Below are 23,165 nucleotides of genomic sequence, written 5' to 3' on the forward strand. Positions count from 1 at the left end.
CTAGAGCCGATTTACACGTCGTAGTAAAGCGCGAACTCGTACGGGTGAGGCCGGATGTTGACCGGCTCGATCTCGTTCTCGCGCTTGTACGAGATCCAGGTCTCGATCAAGTCGGAAGTGAAAACGCCACCCTCGGTGAGGTATTCGTGATCCTTCTCGAGGTTGTCGATCACCGTGGCGAGGCTGGTCGGGGCCTGCGGAATACCGGCGGCCTCCTCGGGAGGCAGCTCGTACAGGTCCTTGTCGACCGGGGCCAGCGGCTCGATCTTGTTCTTGATGCCGTCGATGCCTGCCATCAGCATGGCCGCGAACGCCAGGTACGGGTTACCCGAGCTGTCCGGGCAACGGAACTCGAGACGCTTGGCCTTCGGGTTATTGCCGGTGATCGGGATGCGCACGCACGCGGAGCGGTTGCGCTGGCTGTACACCAGGTTGATCGGGGCCTCGTAGCCCGGCACCAGACGCTTGTAGGAGTTCACCGTCGGGTTGGTGAACGCCAGCAGCGACGGGGCGTGGTGCAGGATGCCGCCGATGTAGTGGCGGGCCAGGTCCGACAGCCCGGCGTAACCGGCCTCATCGTGGAACAGGGGCTTGCCGTCCTTCCACAGCGACTGGTGCGCGTGCATGCCGGAGCCGTTGTCACCGAACAGCGGCTTGGGCATGAAGGTGACAGTCTTGCCGTTGGCCCAGGCGGTGTTCTTGATGATGTATTTGAACAGCAGCACGTCGTCGGCCGCGGCCAGCAGCGTGTCGAACTTGTAGTTGATCTCGGCCTGGCCGGCGGTGCCCACCTCGTGGTGGCCGCGCTCCAGGGTGAACCCGGCGTTGATCAGGTTGGTCGACATCTCGTCGCGCAGGTCGACGTAGTGGTCGTAGGGGGCCACCGGGAAGTAGCCGCCCTTGGGGCGGACCTTGTAGCCGCGGTTCGGGCTACCGTCCTCCTCGTAGGGCTCTCCGGTGTTCCACCAGCCCGACTCCGAGTCGATCTCGTAGAAGGTGCCGTTCATCTTGGAATCGAAGGTCACCGAGTCGAAGATGTAGAACTCGGCCTCGGCGCCGAAGTAGCAGGTGTCGGCGATGCCGGTGCTGGCCAGGTACTGCTCGGCCTTGCGGGCGACATTGCGAGGGTCACGCGAGTAGGCCTCGCGGGTGAACGGGTCGTGCACGAAGAAGTTGATGTTCAGCGTCTTGGCGGCGCGGAAAGGGTCGACGCGCGCGGTCGAGATGTCGGGGAGCAGGAGCATGTCCGATTCGTGGATCGACTGGAAACCACGGACCGAGGAACCGTCGAACGCCAGGCCGTCGTCGAAAACGCTCTGATCGAAGGCCGAAGCCGGGATCGAGAAGTGCTGCACGACGCCCGGCAGGTCACAGAACCTGACGTCCACGTACTCGACCTTCTCGTCGGCAATGAACTTGAATACCTCGTCGGGGCTACTGAACGCCATGCTTCTCCTTGTTTTCCCTCTTGTGCCACGGATAATGACCGCGCGATGCGAACCTATGGAGCCGGTGTTGCCCGCCGGTCAACCATATGTTGCGCGGATGTTACGCGTAACCACGGATCGGTTGGCATTTACGCTGTGAGTATGGCGCGAGACCTGGGTTCATGGTTGTCGGGGCCCGGCTCGGTGGAGGGCGCGGGCAACTCTCGGTATCCGGGGGAGCGGCTTGGTCTGCCCGAAAGCGGCCCCGGGTCGGCGGCGCCGCTCTCACGACGGCTGCTGGCGCTGCTGATCGACTGGTTGATCGCCGGTGGTCTGGCATTGCTCTTTGTCAAGGGAAACCTGTTGTCGCCCAGCCTTTCCTCGGCGCAACTGCTCACCTGGCTGGGTATCGGCGTGCTGGCGGTGCGGCTGTGGAGATTCACTCCTGGGCAGTACATGGCGGGTTTGCAGGTGGCGCCCGCCGACGGAACCGACTCTATCGGCATCGGCCGGGCGTTCATCCGGAATCTGTTGATCGCCCTGATCGTGCCGCCACTGATCACCGACATTGATGGCCGCGGTCTCCATGACCGGGTGACCCGCACTGTCGTGATTCGTGTGCGATGAGCGCTTGCGCGAAGAGCGTGGGCAGCGCTAGATGATCCTGCTCGCCGTCTGCCTGGCGGTGTTCATGTTGCTGCTCGACATGACGATCGTGTCGAGCGCGCTCGCCGACCTGCAGGCATCGTTGGGGGCCGACCTCTCGGACCTGCAATGGGTTATCGACGCCTACGCCCTGCCGATGGCCGGGCTGCTGCTCACTGCCGCCACCCTCGGCGACCGGCTGGGCCGTCGTCGCCTCTACCTGTTGGGCATGGCCCTCTTCACGACGGCGTCGCTGGTCTGTGCGCTATCGGGCAGTGCGGCCATGCTGATCGGGGTGCGCGCGGTGCAGGGGACAGGGGGTGCCATCCTGCTCGCGGTATCGCTGCCGATCATCGCCGCCGCGTATCCGCAGGAGCGCCGCGGTGGCCCCATCGCGATCTACGGCGCTGTCATGGGCGCGGGCAGCGCCGCGGGTCCGCTATTGGGCGGATTCCTTGTCACCCACTTCGGGTGGCAGTCGATCTTCCTGGTGAACCTGCCGGTGGGTGTGATCGCGTTGATCATCGCGGCCCGCCACCTGCCCGAGACACGTGCCGAGCAGACGCGCCCGGTGGACTGGGTGGGCACGATGCTGCTCACCTGCGGACTGTTGACCGGTGTATTCGCGGTGATCTCCCTGCACGGCGGGGGAATCGGCGCCCGTGCCTGCGCGGCCCTCGCACTCTGCGCCGTGGTGGCCCTGGCGTTGTTCCTCTGGTGGGAAGGGCGCACGCCGGCTCCCATGTTGAGCCTGCGGCTGGTCACCTCACCGGGATTCGCCGGAGTGTGGGTGGCCGCCGCGGCGGCCTCGGGCACGCTCATCGGTGCCACCAACTATCTGGCGTTGTATTTCATGAACACCCTGGGTTACAACGCCTTTGAGACCGGGCTACGTGCCGGGCCGCTGACACTGGCCACCATCGCGGGGGCGCCGTTGGGGATTCTCGTGGGCAAGCGGCTCCCCAGCGTGGTGACCATTCCCGGGGGTGTGGCGCTGGTCGCCGTCGGGTTGTGGGCCGCGACCGGGGCCCATGCGGGTACGGTCTGGACCCACTTCATTTTTGGTTCCGCGCTGGCCGGGCTGGGGTTGGGCGCGCTCTCGGCGGTGACATCCGATGCCGCCCTGCAGTTCGTGCCGCTCGACGACGCCGGAATGGCCACGGGATCGGTAAGTACCGGCCGTCAGATCGGCATTCTGCTGGGCGTCGCGGGCATGGGTGTGGCATTCGGTCTGGCCGCCGCGGGCCAGTCCGGACCCCGTGCCGCCGGTGCCGCCGCCATCAACAGCGTGTTGGCATGGGGAGCCCTCGCCGCGGCCTGCGCGGCGTTCGTTTCGCTGATTCTGCTCAGTGTGGCTACGATAAGTCGCTCGCACGATCCGGCCACCGGAGAGTCGCTAGCTATCTAGCCATCGGTGAAGAGCGCCTGCCAGTACGGATGCCCACAGGGATTTGTGCATTGCGGTCGTGCTCCGTAGACAGAGGGAGTAGCTTTCGATCATGGAGAGCGCGGCGGTTCTCATCGCGGCGCCCGGTGTCGGTTCCGATCGGGGGACGGACGCGAACCCGCGGCCGCGGTACAGCATTGTGTTGTCGTCGGATCCGGCTGAAATTGAAGCCGCGCAACGACTTCGATACCAGGCATTTGCCGATGAAATGGGTGCGCCGCTGCCACATGCCGTGCGCGGCCCGCTTACCGGCGAGATGATTGATCTGGACAAGTTGGATCCTTTCTGCGATCACCTATTGGCTCGCGACGAGGACACCGGCGCCATCATCGGCTGTTGCCGGCTGCTGCCACCGCAGGGATACCAGGCTGCGGGGGAGACCTTCACCGATTCGATGTTCGACGCCACGGCGTTGGACCCGTTGCGGCCCAAATTAGTTGAGATCGGCCGGGTTACCGTTGCGCCCGAACATCGCAACGGCGCGGTCATGGGAATCCTGTGGGCCGGGATCTTCCGGTATCAGCAGATGACCGAACACCAGTACGCGATCGGCTGCCTGTCGGTCCGCATGGAGGACGGCGGTCCACGCGGATCGCTGGTGCGCTCGGTGCACGACTTCGCGCAACGATTCGCCGCCCCCGAGGAGTATCGGGTCATACCGCGCCAGCCCGTCGTGGTCGATGGTGTGCCGCTGGAAGACATACCGCCCCAGGAGAAGGCGAAGATTCCTCCGCTGCTGCATGGATGTCTGCGCATCGGCGGACGTATCTGCGGGCCCCCGTCCTTCGACCCGGAGTTCGATATGGCGGACTTCCTGGTGTTGGTTACCAAAGATACTGCGCGTCAACGCTATCTGGAGCGTCTGGAGCGGTCCCTTGCTCTCGGATAGTCACGCGTCTCATGATGTGCTCGGTATCGGGTTCGGGCCGTCGAACCTTGCCCTGGCGATAGCGCTGTCCGAGCACCCGCACCGGCTTTCCGCCCAGTTCGTGGACGCACAGTCGCGGTTCGGGTGGCATCGGGGCATGCTCATTCCCGGGGCGCGGATGCAGGTCTCCTTCCTCAAAGATCTGGTGACCCTGCGGAACCCCAAGAGCCACTACACCTTTGTCAACTACCTGACCGAACGTGGACGGCTGCCGGACTTCATCAATCAACAGAGCTTCTTTCCGACCCGGCAGGAGTTCCACGATTACCTGGATTGGGCGCAAGAGGCCCTTGAGCCCGACGTCAGCTACTCGTCGAGAATGACCGGAATCGAGGCCACCTCCGACGGGTTCGAGGTGCGGCTGCAGGACACGATGGGCTCGCGGCCGGATCGCCTGATGCGTGCGCGTGCCCTCGTGTTGGGCTGTGGCACGTTCCCTGCGATGCCTTCCGGTATCAATCCAACTGCCCGGCAATGGCATAGCAGCCAGCTGCTACACAGGCTCGAGGCTTTGGATGTCCCGCCCGCCCGCGTCGCGGTGGTGGGTGCCGGTCAGAGTGCGGCCGAGGCGGTGGCGTATCTGCACAGTCAGTATCCCGGCGCGCAGGTGCACGCGATTTTCGCGCGGTATGGCTATAGCCCGGCCGACGACAGCCCCTATGCCAACCGGATCTTCGATCCGGCGGCGGTCGATGACTTCTATGGAGCGCCCGCCGAAGTCCGGCGGCAGCTGGTCGACTACCACCGCGACACCAACTATGCGGCAGTAGATTCCCCACTGATCGCCGACCTCTACGACCGCGAGTACCGGGAACGGGTCAGTGGCGAGCGGCGTCTCTGGATGCACAACGCTTCCCGGATCGCGGCCGTCGACGAGACACCCGATCGGGTGCGCCTGGCCATCACCCATCTGCCGACGTCGTCGACCGAATTGCTGGACTGCGACGCGGTGGTCTACGCCACCGGGTACCGGCCGTTGGACGTACGGGCTTTTCTCGGCGCACTGGCCTCGTGTTACGAGTTCGACGAAGAGGGGAGGCCGGTGGTCGAACGTGACTACCGGCTACGGCCGCGCGCGGATGCTCCGGGAGAGATCTATCTCAACGGATCCGTCGAGCACAGTCACGGACTGTCGTCCTCACTGCTGTCGAATGTCGCCGTGCGGGCGGGCGAGATCGTGGATTCGCTTGTCGCCGAGGCGGAGACCCGCGAAGCGGTGGCGTCCTTCAAGACCGGGTAGACGAACCGCTCGATCATCTCCGATTCCTGAGCGGGGTCGCTTGTCGGCCAGAACAGGAGTGCCATCACCACCCGCGAGATCCACTGCGCGGCGGTCTCATCGGCAAGCCCGGTGAATGCGGACGCCGAACGCGGGATTTCGGACGATGCGTTCAGATAGGACCCGAGCGAGGTGGGCGACATGGTCGCGATCATCGTGCTGATGACGGGGTCGTGGCGGATGGCGGTCAGCGAGGCGGTGATGGCGACGACGGCGCGCCGCCGGGCATCTGCCGATTGGACCGCTCGCTGAATGTCCGCGGTGACTTTTGCGATGTTGCGGGCCAGGACGGCGTCGACAATCGCGGTCTTGCCCCCGACATGGCGGTACACCGTCGCGCGGGAACACCCCGCCTCCCGGGCCACCGCGTCAAGGTTCAATCGGTCCAATCCGTGGCGCGCGATCTGCTTGGCCGCGACCGACACGATGCGGTCGGCGGCGATCGTGTGCCGATCGGACCCATGTAGCCAATCTGCGTACGGTGACATCGTCGGTCAAATCTATCGCAGGTTGAGACAAATAGTGCTGAAATTCTCAGAGTTCCCGCAGGTGGCGGGCCTGCCCTGAGACGGCGAGCATCAGGGCCTTGACCTGGCTTTTCTCATTTTTCGGAATGCCTTGACGTGCGGTTTTAAGGTCTGTCAGCCTCGTTGGCGATGAACACCGATGAATTGTTCGACCCGCAGGTCCTGGAGGATCCGTACCCGTTCTATCGGCGGTTACGTGAGACGGCGCCGGTGTGGCCGGTGGGCGACTCCGGCTTCTACTTCGTCTCACGCTGGGATCTGGTGGTGGAGGCCACCGAGCGTGCCGAAGATTTCTCGTCCAATCTCACGGCCGCGCTGATGAAATCGGCGGAGGGCCTGGCCGTCGCGCCGATGGGGCCGCCGGCCGACCCAACCCACGTGCTGGCCACCGGCGATGATCCGCTCCATCACGCCCACCGCAGACTGGTGCTGCCGACATTGGTCGCCAGGCGCATCACGGCTCTGGAACCCGTTATGGCGCAGACCGGTTCGTGCCTGTGGGAGCGGGGCGTCAACGGCGACGGCATCGACTGGATGGCTGCCATGGGCGATGCGCTGCCGATGACGATGGTGGCCCGGCTGATCGGGCTACCCGCCGGCGACGTGCCGCAGCTGGTGCAGTGGGGCTACTCCAGCACCGAGATGCTCGGCGGGCTCAATACCCCGCAGCGGCAGGCCCAGGTGGTCACGGACACCATGCACCTGGTGCTGTACCTGCGTGAACACCTGGAGGAGGAGCTGGCCGCACCGGGTGACGATTTGCTCGGATACCTGGCGCAGGCGTGCAATCGGGGAGATATCTCCCTGGATATCGGGGTGATGATCCTGGTGCAACTGGTCGGTGCGGGCGGCGAGTCGACCGCCGGCCTGATGGGCAACGCCGTACGCATCCTGGGCGAGAACCCGCGACTGCAGCAACGCATCCGCGAAAACCGCGCACTGCTGCCGACGTTTCTGGAAGAAGCACTGCGGCTGGAGTCGCCATTTCGCGGACATCACCGCCATGTGTTGACGGACACCACACTCGGCGGGGTGCAGCTGCCCGCGGGCAGCCACCTCACGCTGCTGTGGGGCGCGGCCAATCGTGACCCGGCGATCTTCGAGGACCCCGATGTGCTGCGCCTCGACCGGCCCAGCCCCCGCGGTCACATCACCTTTGGTAAGGGGCTGCACTTCTGTGTGGGCGCGGCACTCGCGCGCCTGGAGGCACGCACCGCGATCAATCTGCTGTTGGACCGCACGCGCGAGTTCGCCATCAAACCCGATGGTGCGCATTGGGTTCCGAGCATCATGGTGCGCCGGCACCAGAAATTGGAGCTGGAGGTCAGCGCCGCCTGATGGTGCGCTGCATGCCGCCGCGCATCTTCGCCTGGCCGGGCAGCGGGCCCTTCGGCATGGCGGCGGCACGCGAACCCAGCGCCGCCAGCCGCGACTCCAGTGAGTCCATCTGCTTGGCGGTGATGTTGGCGGGAAGCTTGGTGAGGTGGCGCTCCAGCTTGGACAGCGGCACCTGACCATCCTCGTTGCCGACGATGACGTCATAGATCGGCGTATCCCCGACCAGGCGTGCGGTGCGCTTCTTCTCCTGGGCAAGCAATGGGCCGAGTCGGCCGGGGGCGCCCTCGGCGACGAAGATGATGCCCGGACGGCCGATCACACGGTGTACAACGTCCAGTTGCGTGGTGCCGGCCACGGCGGTGGTGACGCGCCACCGTCCGCGCATATTGTCCAGCGCCCAGCCGGCGGCACCCTTCTGGCCTTCGGCCTTGGTGAACACCGACTTTTGCACGCGACGGCCGAAGATGATGAACGCCACCAAGACGCCGAGCACCACACCCAGGATCGGGAACAGGAACGTGCTGATGCCCCCCGAGAAGTATCCGGCGACCGCGAACGCGGCCACGATCACCACGATGGCGCCGATCATGTACGGCAGCAGGCGCTTGTCTTCCTTGCGCTGAATCTGGAAGGCCTGCCACATCTGGGCGCGGCGCGCCTTCGATTCGGCCTTACGGCGCGCCTTTGCCTCGGCCTTGGCGGCCTTGGCCTCGGCGGGACTCAGTGATTTAGCCATGGCTAGAGAATATCGCCCGCCCGCGACGCGCTTCTCATCCGATGAGGTTGATGGCCTCTTGCCGCGCCGAACCCGCCGTCGCCAGGTGTTCCAGTGCGGCAGGCAGCGGACGCCCATGATGAGCCATCGCCTGTGCGTACAGTCGTCCGGCCCGGTAGGAGGAGCGCACCAGCGGGCCGGCCATCACACCGGCGAAGCCCAGCCCCTCCGCGAATTCCGAAAGCTCCACGAATTCCTGCGGTTTGACCCACCGGTCAACCGGGTGGTGGCGTGGCGAGGGCCGCAGATACTGGGTGATGGTGATGATGTCGCAGCCCGCTTCGTGCAGGGCGACCAGCGCTTCACGAATCTCGTCATTGGTTTCGCCCATACCGAGAATCAGATTGCTCTTGGTCACCAGCTGCGCCTCGCGCGCGGCGGTGATCACCGACAGGCTTCGCTCATAGCTGAACGCGGGCCGGATGCGGCGGAACACCCGTGGCACCGTCTCCAGGTTGTGCGCCAGCACCTCCGGACGGGACGCGAATACCTCGTCCAGCTGCGCGGGAATGGCGTTGAAGTCGGGGATGAGCAACTCCACCCCCGTGGCCGGATTGAGGTCCTTGATGTATCGCACCGTTTCGGCGTACAGCCAGGCACCGCCGTCGGGCAGGTCGTCGCGGGCCACTCCGGTAACCGTCGAGTACCGCAGGCCCATGGTGTGGACGCTCTCGGCCACACGTCGTGGTTCGTCGCGGTCCAGGTCGGCGGGCTTACCAGTGTCGATCTGGCAGAAATCGCAGCGGCGTGTGCATTGCTCACCGCCGATGAGGAAGGTGGCCTCACGGTCCTCCCAGCACTCAAAGATGTTGGGGCATCCGGCTTCCTCGCACACGGTGTGCAGTCCGCCGGAGCGCACCAACGACTTGAGTTCTTTGTATTCGGGGCCCATCTTCGCGCGGGTGCGAATCCAGTCCGGCTTGCGCTCGATCGGGGTTTGGGCGTTGCGGACTTCCAGCCGCAGTAGCTTGCGGGGTTCTGTCATGCCGTCGCTCCGACGGGAAGCCGGCCTTCGAGCGCGTCCAAAACCGAGGAAACAACCTGGTCGTGCACCTCATCGACGGTGACGTCGCGGCCCAGCTCGGCGGACAGGGTCGTCACTCCGGCATCGGTGATGCCACACGCCACGATGGGCAGGTAGGCATCGAGACTGTTATTGCAGTTCAGCGAGAACCCGTGCATGGTGACGCCGCGCTGCACGCGTACGCCGATCGCGGCGATCTTGCGTTCCGGCTTGCCGCCGCCCGCGGCCAGCCACACACCCGAGCGGCCCTCGACACGCTTGGTCTGCACGCCCAGTTGCGCGCAGACCGCGATGATCGATTCCTCAACGCGGCGAACATAGTTCACCACGTCGATGGGCTCGGCGAGCTGCACTATCGGGTAGCCGACCAGCTGGCCGGGTCCGTGCCACGTGATCTTGCCGCCACGGTCGGTGTCGATGACGGGCGCGCCGTTGATGGGCCGCTCCTGCGGTTCGGTACGCCGCCCCGCGGTGTAGACGGCGGGGTGCTGCAAGGTCAGCAGGGTGTCGGGTCCGCCGGCGACCCGTGCTTCGACGATGTCACGCTGCAGCTCCCATGCCATCTCGTAGTCGATCACGCCCAGATCCCGTACCTCGACGGGGGCTGCGCTGGACCGGATGGATCCATGGGAGCGGTGCACGGGTTCCATTATCTCACTTCATCGGTCGACTGTTGTTGGCGTAGGCCAGCGCCTCGCCGATGGTGTGGTGCTCGAATTCGAATCCGTGCTGTTCCAACACGGCGGGGATGACACGCATGCTGCTGGTCAGTTCGGCGTCGGCGAACTCTCCGAAGATGAGGCTCAGCGCGAACTGGGGGGCCACCAGCAGGGTGGGTCGATGCAGGACGCGGCCGAGGGCCGCGGTGAATTCTGCGTTCGTCACCGGCGCGGGTCCGGTCAGGTTGACCGGACCCGACACGGCCGGTTCGGCGAGCGCGAACTCGAGGGCACGAATGTGGTCCTCGAGGCTTATCCAGGGCATGTACCAGCGTCCGTTGCCCAGCCGCGCCCCCAGGCCGAGGGAGAACAGCGGCCGGGACCGGCCGAAGAGCCCACCGGCGGGAGACAGCACCAGCCCCGTGCGGACGATCACCACCCGGGCGCCTGCCTGCGCGGCCTCGGCGGTTGCGGCCTCCCAGTCGAGACACACCCGTGCCAGGAAACTGGTGCCGCTGGAGGCGGTTTCGTCGATGATGCGGTCACCGCTGTCGCCGTAGTAGCCCACCGCCGAGGCGTTGATCAGGACCGGCACCCCGGCCTCGGCGACGGCCCGTGCCAGTACCTCGGTCGGGATGACGCGGCTGTCGTAGATCTCCTGCTTGTAGGCGCCCGACCACCGTTTGTCGCCGACACCGACCCCGCACATGTTGACGACGGCGTCGGCGCCGTCGAGGCCGCCGGGCTCGATCTGGCCGCTTGCTGGATCCCAGCGCCGCTCGTCGGGGCCCATCGGGTCGCGGCGAACCAGGCGGACCACGGTGTGGTTCGCGGAACGCAGCGACGCGACAAGTGCCGACCCGATCACCCCCGACGATCCGGCGATGACGATCCGCTTGTGCTGGGATTCAGCGCCCATAGGCCTACAGACCCAGGTCCGCCTCGAAAGCCCCCTCTTCCAGACGGTGTTTGATGGTCGTCAGGAACCGCCCCGCGTCGGCTCCGTCGATCAGGCGGTGATCGTAGGTCAGCGGCAAGTAGCACACCGACCGGATACCGATCGACTCGTTACCGGCGTCATCACGAATAACCCTGGGACGCTTCACGATCGCGCCGGTGCCGAGCATGGCGGCCTGCGGCGGCACCAGAATCGGCGTGTCGAACAAGGCGCCCTGGCTGCCGATGTTGGTGATGGTGAAGGTGCCACCGGCCAGCTCGTCGGGCTTGAGGTTCCCGGAACGGGCCCGTGCCGCGATATCGGCGATCGCGCGCGCCAGACCGGCCAGCGACAGGTCACCGGCGTTGTGGATCACCGGGGAGAGCAGGCCTTGGTCGGTGTCGACCGCGATGCCCAGGTGCTCGGCGTCGAAGTAGGTGATCTCCTTGGATTCCTCGTTGTAGCTCGCGTTGACGTTCGGGTGCGTCTTGAGTGCCTCCACCGCGGCCTTGGCGAAGAACGGCAGGAACGTCAGGTTCACACCCTCGCGCTCGGCGAACGCGGCCTTGGCCCGGGCGCGCAGGGCCGCGATCTTGGTGACGTCGACCTCGTGGGTCTGGGTCAGCTGGGCGGTCTCCTGCAGTGACTCGCGCGTCTTCTTGGCAGTGATCTGACGAATCCGGTTGGCCTTCTGCGTGGTTCCGCGCAGGTGCGCCAGGGACGGTGCTACGGCCGCAGGCGCGGACGCGGCGGGAGCCGCGGGAGCGGGAGCCGCGGCCGGAGCCTTGGCGGCCTCCGCGGCGGCCAGCACATCCTGCTTGCGGATGCGTCCGCCCACCCCGCTGCCGGACAGCGCGGAAAGGTCCACGTTGTTTTCGGCGGCGAGCTTGCGCACGAGCGGGGTCACGTACGGGTTGTCGCCGGCGGCACCGTTCGCTGCCGGGGCCGTCGATGCGGGAGCCGGGGCCGCCGGTGCGGGGGCTGGGGCTGGGGGAGCAGGCGGTGCCGCTGCCGCGGCAGGAGCTGCGGCAGGCTCGGGAGCGGGCGCCGCAGGAGCTGCGGGGGCCGCGGGCGCGGCGTCGGCGGCTCCGACGACGGCAAGCTCGCCGCCCACGGCCACGGTGTCGTCCTCGTTGGCCGAGATGCTGAGCAGCACACCGGCCACCGGCGACGGAATCTCGGTGTCGACCTTGTCGGTGGACACCTCGACGAGCGGTTCGTCCACGCCGACCTCGTCGCCGACCTTCTTGAGCCAGCGGGTCACGGTGCCTTCGGTGACGGACTCACCGAGCTCGGGCATCTTGACCGAGGTGCCCGAGCCGGCCGGGGCAGCGGCGGCGGGCGGCTCGGCAGCGGGTTCGGGAGCAGCCGTAGCAGTGGCTTCGGGGGCCGGTGCGGGTGTCGGTTCCGGAGCCGGTGCGGCTGCGGGGGCGGGGGCGGGGGCGGGGGCGGCGGGAGCCGCCTCTCCGGCCTCGCTGATCACACCGAGCTCGCCGCCGATCTCGACGGTGTCGTCCTCACGGGCGACGATCTTGGTCAACACACCCGAAGTGGGAGCTGGGATCTCGGTGTCCACCTTGTCGGTGGACACCTCGAGCAATGGCTCGTCGACTTCGACCGTGTCGCCTTCTTGCTTGAGCCACCGCGTCACCGTCCCTTCGGTCACGCTCTCACCGAGGGCGGGCATCTGGACGGAGAAGGCCATGGTTTCCACTCCTGAAAACGGTTCGGACAGCGGCACTAACAAAGACGACTCTTCATGGCTTACCACAGCTGCGTGTCAGCCGGGTCAATCCTGTCACTGAGTGGAACGACGCGCCTGCCCGGGTCCAAGATCGAGGAGTGAGCGAGCGCACAGTGGTCTGCGTCATCAAGCCGGGCAGCCGCAAGGGTCCGGCGGTAGAGGTTGCCGACGATGGCGCACTGACGCTGTTCGTGCGCGAGCCGGCCATCGACGGCAAGGCCAACAAGGCAGCGATCGCGTTGCTGGCGGAGTACCTGGATGTTCCGAAATCGACGGTACGGCTGGTTGCCGGGCAGACCAGCAGACTGAAGCGATTCTCGGTCGGATAACAGCACGTTCTCAGAATTAGCTGGCACCATGAGCCCATGGCATGGATCGACGCCTTCCGCGGCAAGCGAGAGGGGCAGACCAAACAGGGCACGAACGATGACCTGCGTTACCTGGCCGCGTGGTCGGCGGCGCGCACCGGCGTAGAGGCCTATGTCGAGCCGCAGACCAACTTCTCCGACGTCACCGTGATCCTCATCGCAGGGGATGGGGAATGGACCCGCCGCCGCGTGGGCGGGGTCGCGGGCGCGCGGAGAATCTCGGAGAGGCTGCAGATCCCGGTGTACGACGTGCACCGCACCGGGTATCCGCAACGCAAACGCGATTACGACGCGCGACAGAAGATCCTCAAGCGCCGGGCCATGGACGAGGGCGCCTAGCGCTCACGGCGTCACCCGTTGGCGGCGATGTCCTCCAGCACCCCAAAGATGGTCCGCACCGGCACGCCGGTGCCGCCCTTGGGCGTGTAACCCCACGGCCCGCCGGTGTTGTACGCGGGACCGGCGACGTCGATGTGCGCCCACTGGACCCCGTCGGCGACGAACTCGCGCAGGTACTGGCCGGCGGCGAGCATGCCGCCGTTGCGGTGATTGGTGACATTGGCCAGGTCTGCCACCCGGGACTTCAGATCGTCGCGCAGCTCCTCGGGCAGCGGCATGGCCCAGCCGTTCTCGCCAACCGACTGCGAGATGGCCGACACCCGGTCGCGGAACTCGTCGGTGCCCATCACCCCGGGGGTGCGGGTGCCGAGCGCCACAACCTGCGCACCGGTCAGCGTCGCGGTGTCGATCAGGTAGTCCGGCTGGTCCCGGCAGGCCCGCACGATCGCGTCGGCGAGGATCAGGCGGCCCTCGGCGTCGGTGTTGATCACCTCGACGGTGGTGCCATCCAACTGGGTCAGCACATCACCGGGACGCTGCGCCGTCGATGAGGGCATGTTCTCGGCCATCGGCACGGTCGCGATCACGTCGATCGGCAGCTGCTGGCGCGCGGCCAGCAAGGTGACGGCGATAACCGCTGCCGCACCGCCCATATCGGAGGTCATGTTCTCCATGCCGCCGGCCGGCTTGATCGAGATGCCGCCGGTGTCGAAGGTGATGCCCTTGCCCACCAGCGCCACCGACTTGGCTTTCTTGCCCTTCGCGCCGCGATAGGTCAGCCGCACCAGCCGTGGCGGACGCGAGGAGCCCTTGCCGACGCCGACGATGCCGCCGTAGCCGCCCTTGGCCAGCTCCTTCTCGTCGAGCACCTCCACCTCGATGCCCTCGGCGGTTGCCAAAGCCTTTGCGCGCTTTGCAAACTCGGCGGGGAAAAGGTGGCTCGGCGGGGTGTTCACAAAATCACGGGCAGTTACGACGGCAGTCGCCACCGCGGCACCGCGTTCCATGGCCTCTTTCTGCGCACGGCCCTTGTCGCCGACGAGCAACGTAACCTTCTGCAGACCCGCGTCCTTGGGGGCGGTCTTGGCGCTGCGGAACTCGGCGAAGCGGTATCCGCCCAGCACCAGGCCCTGCACGGTGGCGTCGACGTCACGTTCGGACAGCGTGGTCACCAGGATCTCGACATTGTCGAGCGAGCGGGCGGCCACTGCCGCGGCGCGGCGGATCGTCTCGGCGTCGTCGGCCTTGCCCAGCCCGACAGCCAGCACGCTGGCCACCGGCAACCCGTCGACCACGACCCGGGTGAGCTGCTCGGCGGAGCCCGTCGCCCCGACCGCCGTGAGCGCGGCTTCGATGGACTTGACGGCCGCCTTGTCCAGCAGTTGCGCGTCGACCACTCTGGGGCTCTTGTCGGAGTCCTTGTCACTGGGGCGTACACCCACCAGCAGCACCGCGGCGGAGACTCCGCGCTGCGGAATGGATGTGGCCAGGGTGAACGAAGGTGCCGTGTATGCGCTCATAGGTTCACAGCCTAGTGAAGGCCGATGAGGCGCCAACCGGGATGAGGCCCTGGTGCGAAGACCATGTGGCTAGGGTGAACGCCATGACGGACCTCTTGCTCGGACCACTGCACGATCGGCACGCCGCTCAGGGCGCAACCTTTGCCGAGTTCGGCGGCTGGAATATGCCGGTGTCGTACGCGGGAACGGTGGGAGAGCACACCGCCACCCGCGCGGCGGTCGGACTGTTCGACGTGAGTCACCTCGGCAAGGCGCTGGTACGTGGACCGGGAGCGGCAGCCTTCGTCAACGCGTGTTTTACCAATGATCTCAACAAGGTTGGGCCCGGCAAGGCGCAGTACACCTTGTGCTGCACCGAGACCGGCGGGGTGATTGACGACCTCATCGCGTACTACGTATCCGACGACGAGATCTTCCTGGTGCCCAACGCCGCCAATACCTCCGCCGTGGTCGCGGCATTGCAGGAGCAGGCGCCGGAGGGGATCGCCGTCACCAATCAGCATCGCGACTACGCGGTGCTTGCGGTGCAGGGGCCCAGGTCCGCGGACGTGCTGCAACGGCTGGGTCTGCCAACGGATATGGAGTACATGGCCTACGCCGACGCCACGCTCGCCGGTCTGCCCGTGCGGGTGTGCCGTACCGGTTACACCGGCGAGCACGGTTACGAGCTGTTGCCGTCCTGGGACGACGCCGGTGCCGTGTTCGATGCCCTGCTGCCCGTGATCACCGAGGCGGGTGGGCAGCTCGCCGGTCTGGGAGCGCGTGACACGCTGCGCACCGAGATGGGCTATCCGCTACACGGGCATGAGCTTTCCCTGGACATCAGCCCCGTGCAGGCACGGGCCGGATGGGCGGTGGGCTGGAAGAAGGACGCGTTCTGGGGTCGCGAGGCGCTGACGCAGGAGAAGACGGATGGTCCACGCCGCACGCTACGAGGCCTGCGCGCGACCGGCCGGGGGGTGCTGCGCCCCGATCTCACGGTGCTCTCCGATGGCCAGTCGATCGGTGTCACCACCTCCGGGACCTTCTCACCGACCCTGAAGACCGGAATCGCCCTGGCCCTGCTGGACACCGCGGCCCAGATCCCGGACGGCGCGAGCGTCGTCGTCGATGTGCGTGGCCGTGAGATCGAATGCGAGGTCGTCAAGCCGCCATTCGTGGACGTCAACGTCGGATAATGGGTTCGGATTCGGCGACGGCAGACGGTTAGACTGCCGAGCATGAATCCGCTTCCCGCGTTCACCCGGCAACTCAACCCGTCACCGGCCAGCCCGGCGCGGCGGGCTGAGGTACTCGCGGCGCCGGGATTCGGGAAGTACTTCACCGACCACATGGTGTCCATCGACTGGAACGCCGAAAACGGCTGGCACAACGCGCAAGTGGTGCCTTATGGTCCGATCACGCTTGACCCGTCGGCCATCGTGTTGCACTACGCACAAGAGGTCTTCGAGGGACTCAAGGCGTACCGGCAACCCGACGGAACCATCGCGGCGTTTCGCCCCGAGGCTAACGGTGAACGGCTGATCCAGTCCTGCCGCCGCATCGCCATCCCCGAGCTGCCGCTGGAGCTGTTCATCGAGTCGCTGCGCCAGCTCATCGCGGTGGATGCCGAGTGGGTGCCGCCGGGCGGCGGCGAGGAATCGCTCTACCTGCGGCCGTTCATCATCGCCACCGAGGCAGGCCTGGGGGTGCGGCCCGCCGGCGAGTACCGTTACCTGCTCATCGCCTCACCGGCCGGTGCTTACTTCTCTCAGGGCATCAAGCCGGTCAGCGTGTGGCTCTCGCACGAGTACGTGCGAGCCGCGCCGGGCGGTATCGGCGCGGCCAAGACCGGCGGCAACTACGCCGCCTCGCTGGTCGCTCAGGCGCAGGCCGCCGAGGAAGGCTGCGACCAGGTGGTGTGGCTCGACGCCATCGAGCGCCGGTACATCGAAGAAATGGGTGGCATGAACCTGTTCTTCGTCTTCGGGCGCGACGGTGAGGCGCGCCTGGTCACCCCCGAGCTGTCCGGGGCGCTGCTGCCGGGCGTGACGCGGAAGTCCTTGTTGCAGCTGGCCTCCGACGCCGGTTTTGCCATCGAGGAACGCAAGATCGATGTCGACGAGCTGGAGAAGAAGACGGCCTCGGGGGAGATCACCGAGGTGTTCGCCTGCGGCACGGCGGCGGTCATCACACCGGTCGGCCGCGTCAAGCACTCGGGCGGCGAATTCACCATCGGTGACGGGGAACCCGGCGAGGTGACCATGGCCCTGCGGGACACACTGACGGGAATCCAGCGCGGTACCTTCGCCGATACGCACGGCTGGATCACCCAGCTCGGCTAGCGCACTGCCGCGTGAACCCGGCGGCGATACGTCACCTTGTCGAACTCCCGGCCATATTCGTCCACGGCGGTGACGTCCATCTCGCTGACCAGTGCTCCGGGACGCACATCGACGCGGATGAACGCGTAGTTGCGATACCTCACCCGCGACCAGGCGACCGCCTCGGCATGCTTGCTGCCATCGGATGCCCAGACAAAGCTATTGGGTACCAGCGTGTCTGAAAGCTCCCTGCCGCGGTACCCCTCCGGCTCGCCGGGCTGAAAGTCGTAGCGTGGCCGACCCGCGGAGCCCACCGTGTAGTACACGGTGCCATCGGTTTCCGGGTCGACGGTGGAGTTGTCCCCGGCCTCCCGGGTGGGCTGTCCGGCACGAATCGGATCGGTGCGCTCGAAGACGTGGTTGTGTCCCTGCAGCACCAGATCGACCTGATAACGGTCGAACAGTGCGCACCACGCGTCACGCACGCCCCCGTCGCTGGCATGCGAGAGCGTCGTGGAGTAGGCGCAGTGATGGAAGAAGCACACGATGAAGTCGATATTCGGGTTGGCCCGGTACGTCGCTAAAGTTCTTCCCACCCAACCGGTTTGGGCGCCACCGGAGTAGCCGGTATTCGCGCGGATCTCATAGGACACATCATTGGCGTCCAGGGAGAGCACGGCGACGTTGCCATAGGTGAACGAGTATGCCGAAGGGCATCCGGTGGGGCCGTTGCCGGGGAACCCGAGGCGGGCCAGATGACCGCCGTAACCGTGGTTGCCATACGCGGCCTCCATGTCGTGGTTGCCGGTGGCGAACATCCACGGTGTGGTTGAGGCGCTGGGCTCAATCGAGGTCAGATAGACGTCCCAGACGAAGGGGTTGTACTTGTCGAAGCCGGACGGAGCTTTGGCACCGGACACGAACTGCGGCGACTTGCCCATCCCGGACGGGTCGGCATAGGCGATATCTCCGGCCAGGATATGGAAATCGGGTCGGCTGGCCACGATCTGATTCATGACATTCTGCGTATGCGGCACCGCCGGATCGTTGTCCGCACCGTAGTAGTTGTCGTCGTATTCACCGGCAGCCAAATTTGGTGGGAGGGCGGGGGTCTCGTCGGTGCCCTGATCGCCCATCATGGTGAAACGGAACGGCGCAAGTGCATTTCGCGCAGCGGGGACGGCTGTGGCGGCCGAGCGGATATCACTCAGGAAACCGTCGGCGGTACGCCACCGGTAGAAATGCCCGGTGCCGCCGGGCAGCCCGTGTACGGGCGCATGGACATAGAACTGTTCGGCCGCCAGCACGCCGTGGTCGCTGGATGGAATTTGGGTGACCAGGTTGCGCACCTCGGCCTCGAGCGAGGCGCCCAGCTCGGGTGTCGGCCCATGATCGAGAAAGATCTTGGTGCCGTGTGGATTCCTGGACAGCTGCGCGGAGAAGCTGAGCTGGCTGGAGGAATCCGCTCCGTATCCGACGCGCCTGCCGGCGACTCCCAGCTGGGCCTCGTCCGCGTATGCCCGGCGTCCGAACGGTGACACTCCCAACGCGGCGACGGCCGCGGCTGCCGCCGAGCCTCGCAGGAAGTTACGGCGCGAGACCGCATGACGACGCAGATACCCGCGATGCCACTCGTACTGTTCGGCCATCGACATCGATCCGGCGATCGACTGCGGGATTCCCATATCCGGTGTCTCACCGGCGGGGTTCAACGGATTGCGCGACATAGATTCGAATGGTGGCCCACGGCGGCCGGTAACGCGACCGCACAGGCCGATGCAACCGCGAACTCCTGATGAATCTTTCCTGGCCGCATCAGTGTGCCGCGAAACCCAGGGCCGCCACGGTCGTGGTTATCTCGATGCTCGCGCCCAAGACGTCGCCGGTGATTCCGCCGAACCTGCGCACACAATGACGTACCAGCAGCGCCCCGGCGATCAGCGCCACCGCCACCACCACCGGTCCCTGCCAGGGACGCCAGGTTTGTGCCAGCAGGCCCACGGCCATCGCCGCCGCCACCCACATGCCCGCCAGCCACAGCGGTTGAGATCCGGCGACCCTAGTCCCGAATCCGCTCGCCGCGGCGCCGGGCACGCCGCGGCGACAGGCCACCACCGCGCTGATTCGCCCCACCGTTATCGCCAGGGCGACGGCCAGCCACTCCTGCCGGGAGGCCAGTACGCCGAACGACAATGCTTGTGCTAGAAGGCAGATGATGAGCACAACCACCCCGAACGGTCCGGCCGAGCCGTCCCGCATCACGGTCAGCGCGCGCTCCGGCGGCCCGTAGCAGCCCAGCCCGTCGGCGGTGTCGGACAACCCATCGATATGTAGGCCCCGGGTTGCGAGGATTGTCGCGGCGACCGCTGCCAGTCCGGCGATCGGCGCCATGTACGCGAAATGCATGACCCAGGCCACGAACGCGGCCAGGACTCCCAGCGCTGCACCCACCACCGGCAGCGCCCCCAGCACCGGGCCGGAAAGCGTGCCAGCCAGCCGGGCCGGAACCGGTGCCACGGTGGCGAATTCGAAGGCGCCGCCCACCGGCCGCAGGATTCGCAGCAGGGCATTCACGCGGTGTCCACCCGGGCCTCATCGAAGGTCGCCATCTGAGCGAGCGTGCCGACCGCGGCCTGTAGCACCGGCAGCGCCACCAGCGCGCCGGAGCCCTCGCCCAATCGCATCTGCAGATCGAGCACCGGGTCCAGCCGCAGGCGTTGCAGGGCGAGGGAATGCGCCGGTTCGGTAGATCGGTGTCCCGCAAGCCACCACTGGCGCGCTCCGGGTGCCAGCTGCTCGGCCACCAGCGCGGCGGAGGTGACCACCAGTCCGTCCAGCAATACGGGTGTGCGCCGCACTGCCGCCTGCGCCAGGAAACCGGTCATGGCGGCGAGATCGGCGCCGCCGGCCACACCCAGCAGCGCAACCGGATCCGTACGTACATCCTTGGTGCGGCGCAGCGCGTCACGGACTGCGGCGGTCTTGCGCATCCATCCGGCGTCGTCGACCCCGGTGCCGCGGCCCACCACCGCCACCGGCTCGCTGCCCGTCAGCGCAGCCACCAATACCGTTGCGGGCGTGGTGTTCCCGATGCCCATATCGCCGGCAATGAGGAGGTCGGCACCACCGTCCACCTCGGCGTCGGCCAGTGCGATGCCCGCCGCGAGCGCCGCGTGCGTCTGCTCGCCGGTGAGTGCGTCCTCGACCGCGATGTTTCCGCTGGGCCGGCCGACTGCCATATCGGCCACACGCACACCCGCTCCGGTCAAAGCCGCCAGTACGTTGACCGCGGCGCCACCGGCGTCCATGTTACGCACCATCTGGGCGGTGACCGACGCAGGATAGGCGGATACGCCAGCGGCGGCCACGCCGTGGTCGCCGGCGAACACGACAACCCGTGGTCGCTGGAATGTCGTAGGGGGGCAACGATTCTGGCAGGCTGCCGCCCACACCGACAGCTCTTCCAGCCGGCCCAACGCGCCGGTGGGCTTGGTGAGTCGGTGCTGGCGTGCGCGTGCGGCGTCGGCGATACCCGGATCGGGTGCCGATACCGGCGCGAATCGCGGCGCCTCTGGTGGTTCGGCCTGTGTCACGAGCGTCCCCCCTTGATGGTCAGCGGCTGACCCGCCACCACCAGCAGCACCCGATCGGCGCGCGCCGCGACCGCCTGATTCAGGGCTCCGAGTGCATCCGCAAAGAGCCGTCCCGCCGCGGTGGCGGGCACCACGGTCAGGCCGACTTCAGGGCTCACGATCACTAAGTCGACGGGGTAGTCGGCGACGGCCTCAACCAGTGCGCCGATATCCGCGCTGACCGCGCCGGCCCCGACATCCCAGGCGCCATGAGCATCCATCGCCGCGGTAAGCCAGCCCCCAAGATCATCGACGAGCGTCGGTAGCGGTGCGCGTGTGCGCAACTCGGTCGCGATATCCGTGGTTTCGGCGGTCGTCCACTGAGACGGACGGCGGGATCGGTGCGCGGCAATCCTTTCCGTCCATGCCGGGTCTCCGGTATCCGGGGATCCGGTGGCCAGATACCGTGCGGGGCCTTCGGCGGGTAGCAGCGATTCGGCGAAACGGGACTTCCCCGAACGAATTCCACCAAGAACCAGCGTGGTAGCCACGTGAGGCTAGACCGGTTCGCCGCGGTTCACCCGGGGGCGCGGCGCGCGCATCTTGCGCAGCTGTGACGCGCGGCTCGCCGCATACCACCCGAGCTTGAATCCGCCCTCGTCACTGGTCGGGAAGCGTTCGTAGACACGCTTGTTCACCAGCCGGCCCACGAAGATCCCGTCGACGATCATCACGATCATCAGCACCAACATGGCTGGTGTCATCCACATCTGCACCTGGACGGACGGCACCGCGAACATGGTGAAGATCAGGAACAGCGCCAGGGGCATGAACAATCCCAGCACGTTGCGCCGCGAATCGACGATATCGCGTGCGAAGGCGCGCACCGGGCCCTTGTCGCGGGGCAGTAGGTACGCCTCGTCACCGGCCATCATCTTTTCGCGATTGTCGGCCATGCGGGCACGCCGCTCGGCGTTCTCCACCTTGCGTTCGGCGCGCGAGAGCTTGGGGCCGCGCAGGGCTTTACGACGCTGACGGGCCTCGGCGCTGGTCAGCGGGGCCGGGGCGACAGGTCCGCGGCGCTTGCCGGCATCCCGCTTCGGGGTGGGGCGGCCCTTTCCGGCCTGCGCCGGCCCGGATGCATCTGTGACGCTCGTCTCACCGGATGGCAATGCGGACGTGGCGGCAGCATCGTCGGAGGGGGCGGATTTCTTTCGGCCGAGCAGATTCACGAGCCCAGATTATCCTGCGCGAATGAGTCAGATTCTGGTGGCGCCCGACAGCTTCGGTGACACGCTTACGGCCACCGAGGCCGCCGGCGTCATCGCCGACGGCTGGGGCAGTGCTCGCCCAGGCGACACGGTGATTCTCAGCCCGCAGTCCGATGGTGGCCCGGGGTTCGTCGAGGTGCTTGCCACGCAGCTGTCCTCGGCGCGGCGGCACACCGCGCGGGTGCGCGGCCCCCTGGACGAGGATGTCGACGCCGCCTGGCTGCTGGATACGCCCACCGCCTACGTCGAATGTGCGCAGGCCTGTGGGTTGCCGCTGCTGCGACGACCACCATCCGTCGATACCGCCTGGCGCGCACACAGCACCGGGGTGGGTCAGCTGATCGCGGCGGCGCTGGATGCCGGGGCGGCTCGCATCGTGGTTGGCCTCGGCGGCAGCAGCTGCACCGACGGGGGCGCGGGCCTTATCGAGGGTCTCGGTGGGATCGAGCAGGCGCAGCGCCGGTTGGCCACCACCGAACTGGTGGTGGCCAGCGATGTCGAACACCCGCTGCTGGGGCCCACCGGTGCGGCGGCCGTGTTCGGACCGCAGAAGGGCGCCGATCCGGACACCGTGCGGCGCCTCGAGGCCAGGCTCGCCCAGTGGGCCGCCGCGCTAGAGGCGGGCACCGGCCGTGGCGTCCGGGACCTCGCCGGTGCCGGTGCCGCCGGTGGCATCGGGGCGGCACTTCTCGCCCTCGGCGGCCGTCGCGAATCGGGGGCACGAATCGTGGCCGAACATACCGGTCTCAAGGAGGCGATCGAGCGGGCCGACCTGGTGATTACCGGGGAGGGCAAGTTCGATGACCAGACCCTGCACGGCAAGGTGGCGGGAGCGGTCGCCGCCCAGGCCGCGGCATCAGGCACACCGGTGCTGGTGCTGGCCGGTCAGGTGACGCTGGCTGTGAGTGCGTATGAGCAGGTGGGTATCGCCCGGGCTGAATCGATCGCCCAGTTCGCGGGCTCGGTACAGCGGGCCATGCGGGACGCGGCCGGTCAGCTCGCCGGACTGGCGGCGCATGTCGCGCAGGAGTGGGCGCCCCGCTAGGCCCGGATAGTCGGGCA

At 67.0% G+C, this 23,165-nt stretch carries 24 protein-coding genes; 11 read left to right on the forward strand and 13 right to left on the reverse strand.

Annotation, left to right across the window (positions count from 1 at the left end):
* Positions 1–11: 11 nt before the first annotated feature.
* Entirely contained in the window at positions 12–1,448 is a 1,437-nt protein-coding gene (gene glnA / locus MAB_RS09905; protein ID WP_005074864.1) for a type I glutamate--ammonia ligase, read from the reverse strand.
* Positions 1,449–1,589: 141 nt separating this feature from the next.
* On the opposite strand from glnA, the gene MAB_RS09910 reads away from it, so the two are divergent.
* The 4 genes from MAB_RS09910 to MAB_RS09925 all read left to right on the forward strand — a co-directional run bounded on the left by MAB_RS09910 (position 1,590) and on the right by MAB_RS09925 (position 5,687).
* Positions 1,590–2,054, forward strand: a complete 465-nt coding sequence (locus tag MAB_RS09910; protein WP_005085293.1) for an RDD family protein — start codon at positions 1,590–1,592, stop codon at positions 2,052–2,054.
* 31 nt (positions 2,055–2,085) lie between these two features.
* Positions 2,086–3,480, forward strand: a complete 1,395-nt coding sequence (locus tag MAB_RS09915) for an MFS transporter (protein ID WP_005093271.1) — start codon at positions 2,086–2,088, stop codon at positions 3,478–3,480.
* 91 nt (positions 3,481–3,571) lie between these two features.
* Positions 3,572–4,408 (forward strand): GNAT family N-acetyltransferase, encoded by an 837-nt coding sequence (locus MAB_RS09920; RefSeq protein ID WP_005085299.1) that lies wholly within the window; start codon positions 3,572–3,574, stop codon positions 4,406–4,408.
* On the forward strand, positions 4,395–5,687 hold the full coding sequence (locus MAB_RS09925) for a lysine N(6)-hydroxylase/L-ornithine N(5)-oxygenase family protein (protein WP_012296487.1): 1,293 nt from the start codon (positions 4,395–4,397) through the stop codon (positions 5,685–5,687). The genes MAB_RS09920 and MAB_RS09925 overlap by 14 nt, the downstream gene beginning before the upstream one ends.
* On the opposite strand, the gene MAB_RS09930 is transcribed toward MAB_RS09925, so the two are convergent.
* Entirely contained in the window at positions 5,570–6,154 is a 585-nt protein-coding gene (locus MAB_RS09930) for a TetR/AcrR family transcriptional regulator (RefSeq protein WP_225580865.1), read from the reverse strand. The two genes, MAB_RS09925 and MAB_RS09930, sit on opposite strands and share 118 nt — an antisense overlap.
* On the opposite strand from MAB_RS09930, the gene MAB_RS25185 reads away from it, so the two are divergent.
* Together MAB_RS25185 and MAB_RS09935 are read left to right on the forward strand one after the other, a co-directional pair.
* On the forward strand, positions 6,036–6,293 hold the full coding sequence (locus MAB_RS25185; protein ID WP_225580866.1) for a hypothetical protein: 258 nt from the start codon (positions 6,036–6,038) through the stop codon (positions 6,291–6,293). The genes MAB_RS09930 and MAB_RS25185 overlap by 119 nt on opposite strands.
* A gap of 89 nt (positions 6,294–6,382) precedes the next feature.
* The gene (locus MAB_RS09935) at positions 6,383–7,591 is read left to right on the forward strand and encodes a cytochrome P450 (RefSeq protein ID WP_005114238.1); all 1,209 of its coding nucleotides are present in this window, start codon (positions 6,383–6,385) and stop codon (positions 7,589–7,591) included.
* On the opposite strand, the gene MAB_RS09940 is transcribed toward MAB_RS09935, so the two are convergent.
* From MAB_RS09940 to sucB, 5 genes are read right to left on the reverse strand one after another with little or no spacing between them, the layout of a single operon-like run.
* Positions 7,578–8,327 (reverse strand): DUF4191 domain-containing protein, encoded by a 750-nt coding sequence (locus tag MAB_RS09940; protein WP_005074878.1) that lies wholly within the window; start codon positions 8,325–8,327, stop codon positions 7,578–7,580. The genes MAB_RS09935 and MAB_RS09940 overlap by 14 nt on opposite strands.
* A gap of 34 nt (positions 8,328–8,361) precedes the next feature.
* On the reverse strand, positions 8,362–9,351 hold the full coding sequence (lipA, locus tag MAB_RS09945) for a lipoyl synthase (protein WP_005060750.1): 990 nt from the start codon (positions 9,349–9,351) through the stop codon (positions 8,362–8,364).
* Positions 9,348–10,040: a lipoyl(octanoyl) transferase LipB gene (gene lipB / locus MAB_RS09950; RefSeq protein WP_005085308.1), complete on the reverse strand. Its 693-nt coding sequence runs from the start codon at positions 10,038–10,040 to the stop codon at positions 9,348–9,350. The genes lipA and lipB overlap by 4 nt, the downstream gene beginning before the upstream one ends.
* A gap of 4 nt (positions 10,041–10,044) precedes the next feature.
* Positions 10,045–10,968 (reverse strand): TIGR01777 family oxidoreductase, encoded by a 924-nt coding sequence (locus MAB_RS09955; protein ID WP_005110454.1) that lies wholly within the window; start codon positions 10,966–10,968, stop codon positions 10,045–10,047.
* 4 nt (positions 10,969–10,972) lie between these two features.
* Entirely contained in the window at positions 10,973–12,691 is a 1,719-nt protein-coding gene (sucB, locus tag MAB_RS09960) for a 2-oxoglutarate dehydrogenase, E2 component, dihydrolipoamide succinyltransferase (protein WP_005110455.1), read from the reverse strand.
* A 137-nt stretch (positions 12,692–12,828) separates the two neighbouring features.
* On the opposite strand from sucB, the gene MAB_RS09965 reads away from it, so the two are divergent.
* Entirely contained in the window at positions 12,829–13,059 is a 231-nt protein-coding gene (locus MAB_RS09965) for a DUF167 domain-containing protein (protein WP_005091076.1), read from the forward strand.
* A 36-nt stretch (positions 13,060–13,095) separates the two neighbouring features.
* Positions 13,096–13,437 (forward strand): hypothetical protein, encoded by a 342-nt coding sequence (locus tag MAB_RS09970; RefSeq protein WP_005085314.1) that lies wholly within the window; start codon positions 13,096–13,098, stop codon positions 13,435–13,437.
* An 11-nt stretch (positions 13,438–13,448) separates the two neighbouring features.
* Here the strand turns inward: MAB_RS09970 and MAB_RS09975 are convergent, their stop codons facing one another.
* Positions 13,449–14,957: a leucyl aminopeptidase gene (locus MAB_RS09975; protein WP_012296489.1), complete on the reverse strand. Its 1,509-nt coding sequence runs from the start codon at positions 14,955–14,957 to the stop codon at positions 13,449–13,451.
* 83 nt (positions 14,958–15,040) lie between these two features.
* On the opposite strand from MAB_RS09975, the gene gcvT reads away from it, so the two are divergent.
* A complete protein-coding gene (gcvT, locus tag MAB_RS09980) occupies positions 15,041–16,135 on the forward strand; it encodes a glycine cleavage system aminomethyltransferase GcvT (protein ID WP_005085318.1) in 1,095 nt (364 codons plus the stop codon).
* A gap of 42 nt (positions 16,136–16,177) precedes the next feature.
* Positions 16,178–17,281: a branched-chain amino acid aminotransferase gene (locus MAB_RS09985; protein ID WP_005110461.1), complete on the forward strand. Its 1,104-nt coding sequence runs from the start codon at positions 16,178–16,180 to the stop codon at positions 17,279–17,281.
* Here the strand turns inward: MAB_RS09985 and MAB_RS09990 are convergent.
* The 5 genes from MAB_RS09990 to MAB_RS10010 form a co-directional block, all read right to left on the reverse strand.
* The gene (locus tag MAB_RS09990; protein ID WP_005110463.1) at positions 17,278–18,987 is read right to left on the reverse strand and encodes a metallophosphoesterase; all 1,710 of its coding nucleotides are present in this window, start codon (positions 18,985–18,987) and stop codon (positions 17,278–17,280) included. The two genes, MAB_RS09985 and MAB_RS09990, sit on opposite strands and share 4 nt — an antisense overlap.
* 88 nt (positions 18,988–19,075) lie before the next feature.
* Positions 19,076–19,834, reverse strand: a complete 759-nt coding sequence (locus tag MAB_RS09995) for an adenosylcobinamide-GDP ribazoletransferase (RefSeq protein ID WP_005110464.1) — start codon at positions 19,832–19,834, stop codon at positions 19,076–19,078.
* Entirely contained in the window at positions 19,831–20,853 is a 1,023-nt protein-coding gene (cobT, locus tag MAB_RS10000) for a nicotinate-nucleotide--dimethylbenzimidazole phosphoribosyltransferase (RefSeq protein ID WP_005110465.1), read from the reverse strand. The genes MAB_RS09995 and cobT overlap by 4 nt, the downstream gene beginning before the upstream one ends.
* The gene (locus tag MAB_RS10005) at positions 20,850–21,383 is read right to left on the reverse strand and encodes a bifunctional adenosylcobinamide kinase/adenosylcobinamide-phosphate guanylyltransferase (RefSeq protein WP_005085328.1); all 534 of its coding nucleotides are present in this window, start codon (positions 21,381–21,383) and stop codon (positions 20,850–20,852) included. The genes cobT and MAB_RS10005 overlap by 4 nt, the downstream gene beginning before the upstream one ends.
* Before the next feature lie 6 nt (positions 21,384–21,389).
* Positions 21,390–22,064: a DUF3043 domain-containing protein gene (locus MAB_RS10010; protein WP_005085330.1), complete on the reverse strand. Its 675-nt coding sequence runs from the start codon at positions 22,062–22,064 to the stop codon at positions 21,390–21,392.
* A 22-nt stretch (positions 22,065–22,086) separates the two neighbouring features.
* On the opposite strand from MAB_RS10010, the gene MAB_RS10015 reads away from it, so the two are divergent.
* Positions 22,087–23,148 (forward strand): glycerate kinase family protein, encoded by a 1,062-nt coding sequence (locus tag MAB_RS10015; RefSeq protein WP_005085331.1) that lies wholly within the window; start codon positions 22,087–22,089, stop codon positions 23,146–23,148.
* The last annotated feature ends 17 nt before the right edge of the window (positions 23,149–23,165 follow it).

The organism is Mycobacteroides abscessus ATCC 19977, from assembly GCF_000069185.1.
Lineage (GTDB): Bacteria > Actinomycetota > Actinomycetes > Mycobacteriales > Mycobacteriaceae > Mycobacterium > Mycobacterium abscessus.